Source organism: Streptomyces sp. NPDC058964, from assembly GCF_042741275.1.
Taxonomy (GTDB): Bacteria; Actinomycetota; Actinomycetes; order Streptomycetales; family Streptomycetaceae; genus Streptomyces.
Genome location: NZ_JBHYKH010000278.1, coordinates 1 through 11,679 on the forward strand (window position 1 = coordinate 1; position 11,679 = coordinate 11,679).

At 73.1% G+C, this 11,679-nt stretch carries 14 protein-coding genes; 5 read left to right on the forward strand and 9 right to left on the reverse strand.

Translation table 11 applies throughout. From position 1 onward, the window contains the following. Window positions 1–70: 70 nt before the first annotated feature. Window positions 71–1,063 carry a LysR family transcriptional regulator gene (locus ACFW2E_RS28675; protein WP_384469962.1) on the reverse strand — a complete coding sequence of 331 codons (993 nt, stop codon included), beginning with the start codon at window positions 1,061–1,063 and terminating at the stop codon, window positions 71–73. A 50-nt stretch (window positions 1,064–1,113) separates the two neighbouring features. On the opposite strand from ACFW2E_RS28675, the gene ACFW2E_RS28680 reads away from it, so the two are divergent. After that, window positions 1,114–1,707 carry an RBBP9/YdeN family alpha/beta hydrolase gene (locus tag ACFW2E_RS28680; RefSeq protein WP_384469963.1) on the forward strand — a complete coding sequence of 198 codons (594 nt, stop codon included), beginning with the start codon at window positions 1,114–1,116 and terminating at the stop codon, window positions 1,705–1,707. Here the strand turns inward: ACFW2E_RS28680 and ACFW2E_RS28685 are convergent. The 6 genes from ACFW2E_RS28685 to ACFW2E_RS28710 form a co-directional block, all read right to left on the reverse strand. Then, on the reverse strand, window positions 1,682–2,923 hold the full coding sequence (locus tag ACFW2E_RS28685) for an MFS transporter (RefSeq protein WP_384469964.1): 1,242 nt from the start codon (window positions 2,921–2,923) through the stop codon (window positions 1,682–1,684). The genes ACFW2E_RS28680 and ACFW2E_RS28685 overlap by 26 nt on opposite strands. Before the next feature lie 137 nt (window positions 2,924–3,060). Further along, window positions 3,061–3,861, reverse strand: coding sequence for a sugar phosphate isomerase/epimerase family protein (locus ACFW2E_RS28690; RefSeq protein WP_384469965.1), 801 nt, complete (start codon window positions 3,859–3,861; stop codon window positions 3,061–3,063). A gap of 10 nt (window positions 3,862–3,871) precedes the next feature. Next, the gene (locus ACFW2E_RS28695; protein ID WP_384469966.1) at window positions 3,872–4,810 is read right to left on the reverse strand and encodes a GNAT family N-acetyltransferase; all 939 of its coding nucleotides are present in this window, start codon (window positions 4,808–4,810) and stop codon (window positions 3,872–3,874) included. Window positions 4,811–4,864: 54 nt separating this feature from the next. Further along, on the reverse strand, window positions 4,865–5,044 hold the full coding sequence (locus ACFW2E_RS28700; protein WP_384469967.1) for a hypothetical protein: 180 nt from the start codon (window positions 5,042–5,044) through the stop codon (window positions 4,865–4,867). Continuing rightward, window positions 5,041–5,535, reverse strand: a complete 495-nt coding sequence (locus tag ACFW2E_RS28705; RefSeq protein WP_384469968.1) for a nuclear transport factor 2 family protein — start codon at window positions 5,533–5,535, stop codon at window positions 5,041–5,043. Before ACFW2E_RS28705 ends, ACFW2E_RS28700 begins: the two co-directional genes overlap by 4 nt. 237 nt (window positions 5,536–5,772) lie before the next feature. Continuing rightward, the gene (locus tag ACFW2E_RS28710; RefSeq protein WP_384469974.1) at window positions 5,773–6,819 is read right to left on the reverse strand and encodes a LacI family DNA-binding transcriptional regulator; all 1,047 of its coding nucleotides are present in this window, start codon (window positions 6,817–6,819) and stop codon (window positions 5,773–5,775) included. 336 nt (window positions 6,820–7,155) lie between these two features. Between ACFW2E_RS28710 and ACFW2E_RS28715 the strand changes: the two genes are divergently transcribed. From ACFW2E_RS28715 to ACFW2E_RS28730, 4 genes are read left to right on the forward strand one after another with little or no spacing between them, the layout of a single operon-like run. Next, window positions 7,156–8,307 carry a Gfo/Idh/MocA family protein gene (locus ACFW2E_RS28715; RefSeq protein WP_384469969.1) on the forward strand — a complete coding sequence of 384 codons (1,152 nt, stop codon included), beginning with the start codon at window positions 7,156–7,158 and terminating at the stop codon, window positions 8,305–8,307. Next, window positions 8,304–9,455, forward strand: a complete 1,152-nt coding sequence (locus tag ACFW2E_RS28720; protein ID WP_384469970.1) for a dihydrodipicolinate synthase family protein — start codon at window positions 8,304–8,306, stop codon at window positions 9,453–9,455. Before ACFW2E_RS28715 ends, ACFW2E_RS28720 begins: the two co-directional genes overlap by 4 nt. Before the next feature lie 38 nt (window positions 9,456–9,493). Next, entirely contained in the window at window positions 9,494–10,294 is an 801-nt protein-coding gene (locus ACFW2E_RS28725) for a sugar phosphate isomerase/epimerase family protein (protein WP_384469975.1), read from the forward strand. A 4-nt stretch (window positions 10,295–10,298) separates the two neighbouring features. Next, window positions 10,299–10,637: an MOSC N-terminal beta barrel domain-containing protein gene (locus ACFW2E_RS28730; RefSeq protein WP_384469971.1), complete on the forward strand. Its 339-nt coding sequence runs from the start codon at window positions 10,299–10,301 to the stop codon at window positions 10,635–10,637. Window positions 10,638–10,905: 268 nt separating this feature from the next. On the opposite strand, the gene rbsD is transcribed toward ACFW2E_RS28730, so the two are convergent. Next, window positions 10,906–11,295 (reverse strand): D-ribose pyranase, encoded by a 390-nt coding sequence (gene rbsD / locus ACFW2E_RS28735; protein WP_384469972.1) that lies wholly within the window; start codon window positions 11,293–11,295, stop codon window positions 10,906–10,908. Beyond that, window positions 11,292–11,679, reverse strand: a 388-nt coding sequence (locus ACFW2E_RS28740) for a PfkB family carbohydrate kinase (protein ID WP_384469973.1), incomplete at its 5' end; no start/stop codon positions are given. The genes rbsD and ACFW2E_RS28740, both read right to left, overlap by 4 nt.

The following is an 11,679-nucleotide window of genomic DNA, read 5'->3' on the forward strand; positions in this document are numbered from 1 at the left end:
GTACGGAAGACGTTCCCCGGATTCCACGAGGCCTTCGCGCGGCTGCGGGCGGGGCTGACCGGCTGAGGGATCAGCCGGCGGACCCGGGACGGCCGACGACGGCGTCCCGGCCGCCGCCTCCCGGGCGGGCCGCTCCCAAGTCGTCGGCCGCGGACCGCAGTTCCTCCCGCACCGCCTTCAGCACCGGATCCCGCTCCGAGCCGGCCCGTACGGCCACGAAGACGTTCCGCGACGGCGGATCGCCCTCCGCCGGGCGCAGGACCAGGTTCCGGCCGGCGTACAGCGACCGCACCAGGCGGGGGACTAGGGCCACCCCCGCCCCCGCCTCGACCAGGCCCGCCAGTGCCGCCCAGTCGTTCACGTCGTGGCGGACGTCGGGCGTGAAGCCGGCCGCCGCGCAGACCGAGCGGGTCACCGCCCCGCAGCAACTGAGCGCGTCGCCGACGACCCAGGTGTCCAGGGCCAGTTCGCGCAACGGCACCCCGGCGCGGTCCACGAGGGGATGACCTGGCGGGAGGGCGACGTCCAGGACGTCGGTGAGCAGGTCCTCCCTGGTGTAGCGGGGGTCCGTGTGGGGCGGGGCCGCCGCGAAGTCGACGGCCACCGCCACATCCACCTGACCGCCGTCGAGCGCGGTGAACAGATCCGGCGGTTCGGCCTCCACGACGTCGAGGCGAACGTGCGGCAGACGGTCGCGCAGGGCCCGCAGCGCGGCCGGCAGCAGGCCCAGGATGCCGCTGGAGAAGCAGCCGATCCGCGCCCGGGCCCGGCCGCCTTCCCCGTACGCGGTCAAGTCCGCCCGCGCCCGTTCCAGTTGGGCGGCGATGACGTCGGCGTGCGCCAGCAGCACCCGGGCCTGACCCGTCAGCCGTACGCCCCGGCCGTCCCGTTCCGTCAGCGGGGCGCCCACTTCGCGGGCGAGCGACGCGATCTGCTGGGAGACCGCCGAGGGGGTCAGGTGCAGGGCCTCGGCCGTCCGCGCCAGGCTTCCCCTGCGCCGGAGTTCGCGCAGCACGGTGAGGCGGCGGAGGTCGATTGTGAAGGCGTGGCTTGTCTGTTCCACCGCAGAAGATTAACTGGACCTGGATTCCGGGGTCGGAAATCATGCGTTCCATGACCACGCGTTCCTTCCTCGTCCTGCACGGCTGGCAGAACCACCGCCCCGAGGACCACTGGCAGCACTGGCTGGCCGACCGGCTCACCGAGCTGGGACACCGGGTCACCTATCCCCAGCTGCCCGACCCCGACGACCCCGGCCTCGACGTCTGGCTGGGCGAACTCGCCCGTCACCTCCGCGGGCTCGACCCGGCCGGCGAACGGGTCGTGCTCGCCCACAGCGCCTCCGCAGTGCTCTGGCTGCACGCGGCCGCCCGCGGGATGGCCGAGCAGCGGGAGGTGGACCGGGTGCTGCTCGTCGCGCCGCCGTCCGCCTCGGTGCTCGCACGGCATCCGGAGATCGCGGAGTTCGCCCCGCCCGCCCTGGACTTCACCCTCCCCGGGCCCACCCGGCTCGTCGCAGGCGACGACGACCCGTACTGCCCCGAGGGCGCGCGAACCGTCTTCGGCGACCCTCTCGGCGTGCCCACCGACATCCTCCCGGGCGCCGGTCATCTGGACCTTGTCGCGGGCTACGGTTCCTGGCCCGCTGTGCTGGAGTGGTGTCTGGGCGCTTCCGTACCGCTCACGGCACGTCCGGCTGCGGGGTAGCCCGGTCGCGCAGTTCCGGTGTCGTGGCGCCGACTGCCGCCACGGCCAGGAGGCACAGCAGGCCGCCGCTGATCAGGGCCGTGGCACTTGAGGTCCAGCCGGCGACCAGGCCGCCGCGTACGTTGCCGAGGCTCGGCCCCGCCTGCCCGACGATCGTCTCCGCCGCCGTGACCCGGCCCAGGAGGGCGTCGGGAGTGCGGGTCTGCACGATCGTGGAGCGCGAGACGACGGACAGGGCGTCGGCCGCTCCGGCCACCACCAGGAGGCCGAGGCATGTCCACGGGTCCGTGGACATGCCGAAGAGGACGAGAGCCGCGCCCCAGGCCGCCGCCCCGCACAGCATCACCCGGCCGGGCCGTGCGAGCCGGGTGACCGAGCCGGACAGGGCCGTCGCACCGATACCGCCGACCGCCATCGCGGACAGGAAGAGGCCCAGCGTGCGCGGGTGGTCGCCGAAGCGCTCGGCGTTGACCAGGGGGAAGAGGCTGGCCGGGAACGACAGGACGGTCGCCGCCAGGTCGGTGATCAGCGCGCCCCGCACCACCCGGTGCCCGGCCAGGAAGCGCAGGCCGTCCAGCACGCCGTGCAGACCTGCCCGGGACGGTTCCCCCGCGGGTGGCAGCGAGGGCAGGCCGAAGGCGCCGTAGAAGGACAGGGCGAAGCTCAGGGTGTCCAGCAGGTAGCAGGTGCCGATGCCCAGCCAGCCCAGCAGGACACCGGCCAGCGCCGGGCCGAGCAGCATCATCGACTGGCCGGTGATCTGGTTCAGGGCCAGTCCCGCGGCCACCTGGTCCTTGGGCAGCAGCCGGGGCACGAAGACACCCGCGGCCGGTGCGCCGAGCGCGCCGAACGACGACTGCGCGGCGACCAGCGCGAGGACGGCGGCCACCGGGACGTGCCCGGTGAAGCCCTGCACGGCCAGCAGGGCGGAGCAGGCCGCCTGCCCGACGGTCGCCGTCAGGAAGATCCGGCGCCGGTCGGCCCGGTCCACCCATGCCCCCGCGAACAGGCCGAAACCCACCAGCGGCAGCGCCTGGGCCAGCCCGACCGCGCCGCTCCAGGCCGCGCTGTGGGTCATGTCCCAGACCTGGTACATCACGGTGACCATGGTCATGAAGCTGCCGAGCACGGACACCGTCCGGCCGATCAGCAGCCGCCGGAAGACCGGGGAGGTGCGCAGCGGTCTGACGTCGATGAGCGAACGCGTCAGGCTCATGAGGGCACGACGGAGTACGGCGGGGCGGGTGGCTGAATCACCGGGGGAGGCTAGCCGCGATCCCGGCGACCAGGCCAGTCAATAAACGGGCAGGCCCGCGCCCGCTCCCCCCGGGGAGCGCGCCTCGGGGGCGAGTGTCACGCGGCGTCGGTGAGCAGCCGCGCGAGATGTTCCCGGCCCGTGCCCAGCAGCTCCTGGAGCGGCGGCGCCGCCTCGTACCACCGCTTCTCGTACTCCCAGCACAGCCACCCGTCCCAGCCGTGCCGGCACAGCACGTCCACGCACTCGGTGAGCGGCAGTACGCCGGCGCCGAGCGGCAGCGGGCTGGTGTCGTCGGCCGAGGCGATGTCCTTGACCTGCACGTATCCGAGGTACGGGGAGAGCGCGGCGTAGGTCTCCGAAGGCTGCTCGCCGCCCAGCCAGGTGTGCATCACATCCCACAGCGCGCCGACCTGGCGGTGGCCGACCCGGCCCAGGACCCGGATCGCGTCGGCGCCGGTACGGTGCGAGTCATGGGTCTCGAGCAGGATGCGGACGCCCAGCGCGGAGGCGTACTCGGCGGCGGTGCCCAGCCTGCGGGCGGCCGTGGCGTCGGCCTCCTCCCGGGGCTGGTCGGGGGCGGCGCCGGGGAAGACCCGGACGAAGGGGGCGCCCAGGTCGTGCGCGAGGTCGAGGAGGCCGTGGATCTCGGCGAGCACCAGCCCGTCGTCACCCGGTGCCGCGACACGCGTGTACCCGGCCAGTCCCACGATCTCGATCCCCGCCGCCTTGCACTCGGCGGCCACATCCTCCCGTTCCGCCGCTCCGAGGCTGACATGAACCGGTTCCTCGGGGTGGGCGCGCAGCTCGACGCCGTGATAGCCGTGACCGGTCGCTAGCGCCAGGACCTCAGCTACGGGCAGACCGGGGACACCGAGGGTGGAGAAGGCGAGCTTCATGTCTACGAAACTACTCGCCCCTCCCCGGTACGTGCAGATCCAGGCGCCAGTCCTGTCCCACCAGATCCCTGCCGAAGGAGCGGTGGGGCTTCTCGGTGACGAGGGTGAAGCCGTGGCGCCGGTAGATGCGGCGGGCCGAGGCGAGGACGTCGTTGGTCCACAGCACCAGCTCGCGGTAGCCGACCCCACGGGCGAAGTCGATGACCGCCCCGACCAGCCGGTCGCCGATGCCGAGCCCGCGCGCGTCGGGTTCGACCAGCAGCAGACGCAGCCGGGCCGTGGCGGGGGCCTCGTCCCGTACGCACATCACACATCCCACCGGACGCCCGCCCCGCTCGGCGATCCACACCCGCTCCAGATGCGGGTCGTGGTCCTGAGCGAAGTCGGCGACGATCCTCGCGACCAGCCCCTCGTAGTCGGCGTTCCACCCGTACTCGGCGGCGTACAGCGCGGCATTGCGCTGCACGATCCAGCCCAGGTCTCCGGGGCCGGGCTCACGCAGCACGACGTCGCCGGTGTCCGGGGCGTGCTCGTCCCCCAGAAGGGTGCGGATGGTCCGCATCGCCTCCGCGAGGCGCGGCCGGTCGCCGGGACCGACCGTTTTGAGCAGCGTGCCGACGGTTTCCCGGGCCCGCTCGTCGAGCAGCTCGGCGGCTTCCCGGCCCCGTGGGGTGAGCGAGATGCGCCGACGGCGAGGATCCTTCTCCGACGCCGACCGCTCGACCAGGCCGTCCCGCTCGAACTTGTTCAGGATCCGGCTCAGATAGCCGGCGTCCAGCGAGAGTTCGGTACGGAGGTCCGCCGCGTCCGTACGAGGGGAGTGCGCCAGCTCGTACAGCACGCGGGACTCGGTGAGGGTGTAGGGGGCGTAGAGGTGGCGGCCGTAGTCGAGGGCGCCGATGACGTTCGTGTAGAAGCGGTTGAAGGCGCGGATGTCCTGGACGGTCATGGTCGGTCGGCTCCCCGGATGGTTGACTCAGTCAGAGATACCGTCCCTCCGAGGCTAGGCCACCGCGCGCGGCCCGTCCATGCCCCCGCCCTGGCCGAGGACAGGTCCGGGACTCCTCGCCCGGTCCGGGGTCCGCTCGACGCGGCCCTCGGGGAAGACCGGCTTTCCGCCGCCCAGGATCACCGGCAGTGCGAAGAGCCGCGGGCCGCCGTGCGCGAACCCGCCGCCGCTCACGGCTGGGGAGACCGGTGCGGGGCGCGGGAACCGTCGGTGGGCGGCAGCAGGGGTGGCCGGCCCTTCGTCCACACGGGACGGACGGCGATCCGCCGGAAGCGCCAGCCGCCGGGGGTGAGACACAGATCGGCCTCGTAGTGTCCACCGACGACGAACAGGGGCTCGGTGTCCGGGCCGAGGGCCCGCAGGGTGTCCTCGCGGTGGACGTGGGTCATCAACGCGTTCCAGGACGCGGTAGCGGTCCCGGTGCCGACGTCGGTGAGGATCCCCGAGGCGATGTGCTGGGTCCGCTCGTACCGCCCGAGCGCCCTCTCGGTCTGCCGCACGGCCTCGTCGCCCTCACTGTTCCCGAGGGGGGTCTCCATTCGCGCGTCGGGGGTGACGTGGGCACGCATCCAGCCCGGGGAGAAAGCGCGTTCGTCCAGGGCACGGAAGAGACGGTGAACAAGGGTGCGGATCTGCGCGTCCGCGTTCAGGGAGTCGGTGTCCATGATCCGAGCCTGGTACCTCAAGGAAGGTTGAGGTCAAGGGTGCCCGGCGGACCGCCGCGCCGGGCACCGGAGGAAGCCACATTTCGGGGACACCAACCCCGGGGCGGGACATGCGATTTCGCCGGGGCGGAGGCTCTCCCCGACCGTGCCGGGGCCGAGGTCGCCGCGCCCCGGGCGAGGACAGCCGGCGCGGTTGACGTCCGCGTCATCCCGGGGAGGACACGGGCACAGGTGCCGTCAGCCCCGAGGTACCCCGGAGGACCCACGCACCATCAGTTCCCCGCGTACCGTCGCGATCCCCCCGGGCGGCGGTTCCTCGCGGCCCATCGCGATGCGGCCGGCCCGCGCCCCGGCCTCGGCCAGAGGGAGCCGTACCGTCGTGAGGGAGGGCACCGCGTCGATGCTGAAGGGCAGGTCGTCGAAGCCCGCAACCGAGACGTCCTCGGGGATGCGCAGGCCGGAGTCCCGCAGGGCCGCGCACGCGCCCAGCGCGACGGAGTCGTTCGCGGCCACCACCGCGGTCAGGGACGGGTCCCTGCGCAGCAGTTCGAGCGTCGCCTCGTAGCCCGACCGCCGGTCGTACCGGCCGTGGACCGTCCGGCGCGGATCGTCCTCGATGCCCGCCGCCTCCAGCGCGGCCCGGTGGCCCTCCAGCCGGTGACGGGTCGTCGTGCGCTCCTCCGGGCCCGCGATGTAGCCGAGCCGGCGGTGGCCCAGGCCGATCAGATGCTCGGACAGCTGGCGTGCGCCGCCGCGGTTGTCGAAGGCCAGGGCGATCGCCGGGGTGTCGGCGGCCGGCGGGCGTCCGCACAGCACGACGCGCGTTCCCGCCTCCGTCAGCTTCCGGAGCTTCGCCGACACCGCCGTCGCGTGCGGCTCGTTCTCCACGGCCCCGCCCGTCAGGACGACCGCCGCGGCCCGCTGCCGCTGGAGCAGGGTCAGATACGTCAGCTCGCGCTCCGGCGAGCCCCCCGTGTTGCAGACCACGGCGAGCCGCTCCCCGCCCGCGCGGCCGCCGGGGCCGCCGATCTCGCCCTGGATCGCGCTCGCCATGATGCCGAAGAAGGGGTCCGCAATGTCGTTGACGAGAATGCCCACCAGGTCCGACGTCGCCGCGGCCAGTGCGCTCGCCGGGCCGTTGAGGACGTAGTCCAGCTCGTCCACCGCCCGCAGCACCCGCTCGCGCGTGGAGGCGGCCACGGGGTAGTTGCCGTTCAGCACGCGCGACACCGTCGCGGGCGAGACCTGAGCGCGGGCCGCCACGTCCGCCAGGGTCACCGTCATCTCGTCGTCCTCCGGTCGCGCTTCTCGTCGTACGTCCTTGGGTCGGCGTACGTCGTCGTACACAGGCCGTACGGCGTACATGTCGTACACAGGCCGCGCACAGGTCACGGCCGCACAGCCACGGTTTCGTGCAGTTCGAGCAGACCTTACGGCCCAGGACCCCTCTTGTTCGCCCCCTCGAACAACTCGATGTGGACACGGCCTTGTCCGGACCACTGGTCAGAGGCTAGCTTCTCCTCTGATAGAAAGCGCTTGCTGCGAGGTCTGCCGGCAGTACCGGGGAAAACAGGAGAAGCGGCCGGCGACCAGGCGCGCAACGCCTACGAAGGGAATGACGTGACACGCAAGACGGTGCGTATCGCCATGAACGGCGTGACCGGGCGCATGGGTTACCGCCAGCACCTCGTCCGGTCCCTCCTCGCCCTGCGCGACCAGGGCGGCCTCGACCTCGGTGACGGCACCGTGCTGTGGCCGGAGCCGGTCCTGGTCGGCCGGCGCGAGCACGCCCTGCGGGAGATCGCCGAGCGGCACGGCCTGGAGCACTGGTCGACGGACGTGGACTCGGTCCTCGCCGACCCGACCGTCGACATCTACTTCGACGCCCAGGTGACCTCCGCCCGCGAGCGGGCCATCAGGCAGGCCGTCGCCGCAGGCAAGCACGTCTACACCGAGAAGCCCACCGCCACCGGCCTCGACGGCGCCCTGGAGCTCGCCCGGCTCGCGCACGCCGCCGGCGTCAAGCACGGCGTCGTCCAGGACAAGATCTTCCTGCCGGGTCTGCTCAAGCTGAAGCGGCTCATCGACGGCGGCTTCTTCGGGCGGGTCCTGTCCATCCGCGGCGAGTTCGGATACTGGGTCTTCGAGGGCGACTGGCAGCCCGCCCAGCGCCCCTCCTGGAACTACCGCTCCGAGGACGGCGGCGGCATCGTCGTCGACATGTTCCCGCACTGGGAGTACGTGCTGCACGAGCTGTTCGGCCGTGTGAAGTCCGTCCAGGCCCTCACCGCCACCCACATCCCGCAGCGCTGGGACGAGAACGGCAAGCCCTACGACGCCACCGCCGACGACGCCGCCTACGGCATCTTCGAACTGGAGGGCGGCGCCGTCGCCCAGATCAACTCCTCCTGGGCGGTCCGCGTCAACCGGGACGAGCTCGTCGAGTTCCAGGTCGACGGCACCGAGGGCTCCGCCGTGGCGGGACTGAGGGGCTGCCGCGTCCAGCACCGCTCCGCCACCCCCAAGCCGGTCTGGAACCCGGACATCCCCGCCACCGAGGCCTTCCGCGACCAGTGGCAGGAGATCCCGGACAACCAGGACTTCGACAACGGCTTCAAGGCCCAGTGGGAGCTGTTCCTCCGGCATGTGTACGCGGACACGCCCTACCGCTGGGACCTGCTCGCGGGTGCCCGTGGCGTCCAGCTCGCCGAGCTGGGCCTGAAGTCCTCGGCCGAGGGCCGCCGCCTCGACGTTCCGGAGATCTCCCTGTGACCCTCCGACTGCCGGGTGCCGACGGCGGCCTGCGGTCGTACGAGCCCCGCTCCGAACCCCTCGCCCTCACCCCGGGCACCCCCTTCACCTCCCGTACCGTCTTCTCGGCGGCGCACGTCGTCGCCGACCCGTACGCGGACGTCTCCCCGGACTCGCCCGCCGCCCTCGACTGGGACGCCACCCTCGCCTTCCGCCGTCATCTGTGGTCCCACGGGCTGGGCGTCGCGGAGGCGATGGACACCGCCCAGCGCGGAATGGGCCTGGACTGGGCGGGCGCGGCCGAACTGGTCCGGCGCTCCGCCGCCGAGGCGAGGTCGGTCGGCGGCCGCATCGCCTGCGGCGTCGGCACCGACCAGATCACCGGCGGTTCGCTCGAGCGGATCCGTGCCGCGTACGAGGAGCAGCTCGCCGTGGTCGAGGAGTCGGGCGCACGGGCCATTCTGATGGCGTCCAGGGCTCTCGTGGCAGCCGCCCGGAGCCCCGAGGACTACCTCGACGTCTACGGCCATCTGCTCCGCCAGTCCTCCGAACCGGTGATCCTGCACTGGCTCGGCCCGATGTTCGACCCGGCGCTGAAGGGCTACTGGGGCTCGTCCGACCTGGACGCGGCCACCGGCACCTTCCTCGAGGTCGTCGCCGCCCACCCCGACAAGGTCGACGGAGTGAAGATCTCCCTGCTGGACGCCCAGCGGGAGATCGACCTGCGCCGCCGCCTCCCGCCGGGGGTGCGCTGCTACACCGGCGACGACTTCCACTACCCCGAGCTGATCGCGGGCGACGAGAAGGGCTTCAGCCACGCGCTCCTGGGCATCTTCGACCCGCTCGGCCCGCTGGCGGCGGAGGCGGTCCGGGTCCTCGACACGGGCGACACGGCCGGATTCCGTGAACTCCTCGATCCGACAGTCGAGTTGTCCCGACACCTCTTCCAGGCCCCGACCCGCTTCTACAAGACGGGAGTGGTCTTCCTGGCCTGGCTCGCGGGCCACCAGACGCACTTCACGATGGTCGGCGGCCTCCAGTCCGCCCGCTCCCTGCCGCACTTCGCCCGCGCCTACGAACTCGCCGACCGCCTGGGCCTGTTCCCGGATCCGAAGCTGGCGGAGGAGCGGATGAAGAACCTGCTGTCGCTGTACGGGGTGAACCGGTGAACTCGTCCGAGGGCCTCTCGCGCTTCTCCGTCAACCAGATGACGGTCAGGCAGCTTTCCCTGCCCGAACTGGCCGAAGCCTGCGACGAGCTGGGCGTGGCCAGCGTCGGCCTGTGGCGGGAGCCCGTGCAGGCGTACGGACTCGGGGCGGCGGCCAGGCTGGTCCGCGACGCGGGCCTCACCGTGACCACGCTGTGCCGGGGCGGCTTCCTGACCGCGATCGACCCCGCGGCACGTGCGGCGGCGCTGGCGGACAACCGCCGGGCCGTCGAGGAGGCCGCCGCACTCGGCACGGACACGCTGGTGCTGGTCTCGGGCGGCCTCCCGGCCGGTTCCAGGGACCTGCGCGGCGCCCGGGAGCGCATCGCCGACGCCCTGGCGGAGCTGGGCCCGTACGCGCAGTCCCACGGTGTGCGGCTGGCCATCGAGGCCCTGCACCCGATGTACGCCTCCGACCGCTGCGTGGTCTCCACCCTCGCCCAGGCCCTGGACCTGGCGGAACGCTTCCCCGCGCACCAGGTCGGCGTCACGGTGGACACGTACCACGTCTGGTGGGACGACTCGGCCCCCGAGCAGATCGCCCGGGCGGGAGCGGGCGGCCGCATCCACAGCTTCCAGCTCGCCGACTGGACCACCCCGTTGCCCGAGGGCGTCCTCAACGGGCGCGGGCAGATCGGGGACGGCTCGATCGACATGCGGGAGTGGAAGGGGTACGTGGAGGCGGCCGGCTACACGGCTCCCATCGAAGTCGAGCTGTTCAACGAGGGGTTGTGGGCCCGGGACGGCCGGGAGGTGCTCGCGGAAACCGCGGCGCGGTTCATGGAACACGTGATCCAATGAGCGGGTGAGCGGGGCGAATCCGGCACTAGGGGCCGCTGGAACCGGCCGCCGGCCACTGGGTGGTGGGAGAGGGCCGGGGGCCCGTGCCGTCCTCCGCCGCCACCCCGTCAAGTCGATGCCGGGTGAACGGATCCGCGCCGCCGAGGTCACCGAACGCGGGCTGGCCGGGGACCGGCGGCCGGCCCTGGTCGACCGGGAGACGGGCAAGGTCGCCGGTGCCAAGAACCCGCGGCTGTGGCGACCGCTGCTCACCTGCGCGGCGCGCACCGACGGGAGCGGAGTGCACCGACGGGGGCGGAGTGCGGATCGGCCTGCCCGACGGCAGCACCCGGTCGAGCGGTGACACCGGCGTCGAGGCGGCCCTGTCGCAGTTCGTGGGCCGCGCCCCGGACAGCCTGGCGGATGCGGGAGGGGACCCGGTGCCGGTCGGCCGAAAAAATCCCGGATTCCCGTACAACCCTTCTCCCACCTGCCGTGTCGTACTTGGCATCAGGACTTCTGGAGGGGGATCCGGGGGGATCGCGGGGGTTCTGATACGGAGGGGAAGAGCCGAGGGGACCTGGTCGACGGACCGGGTCCCCTCGAAGCTTTCCGTGGCCCGGCGGCGCGGGCTAGAAGAACACTCCGCACCGCAGCAGCACGTTCGCGTACGGCCGTGCCTCCCCGGTGCGTACGACCAGACGCGCTCCCCGCGACAGCTCCTTGAGCCGCTCGTGCGGGACCAGGGCCAGGCCAGGGAAGCGGTCGTCCAGGAGTGCGGCGGCCGCCGGATTGGCCCGCCGCACCTCGGTCGCGGCCGTCGCGCCCTCCACCACCAGCTCGTCCAGCAGGCCGTCCAGCACCTCGGCGAAGGACGGGACACCGGCCCGGAAGGCCAGGTCCACGACCCGCGGGCCGTCGGGTACCGGCATGCCTGCGTCGCACACCAGCACCCCGTCCCCGTGGCCCAGCTCGGCCAGCGCGCCACAGAGGTGGCGGTTGAGGATTCCCGCCTTCTTCACAGCGCGTCGACCTCCGCGGCCGTCGGGAACGACTCCTGCGCGCCCCGCTTCGTCACCGCGGCCGCACCGACCCGGGCCGCGTACCGCGCCGCCTCCGCCAGGGACCCCCCCGCCCCCAGCCGCCAGGCCAGCGCCGCGGTGAACGCGTCGCCCGCGCCGGTGGTGTCCACGGCGGCCACCTTCGCGGAGGGGATCCGCACCACACCCCGGTCGTCGGCCACCAGCGCGCCCTCCGCCCCCAGCGTCACCACCACCGACCGGGGGCCCCCGGCGAGCAGCAGCCGCGCCCAGTCCTCGGGCGGCGCGCCGGCGTCGGGGTCGCCCCGTTGGGTCCCGGCCTCGGGAGCGGTGGCTTTCAGCGGGTGGGAGGGGGGGCGCGCGGGC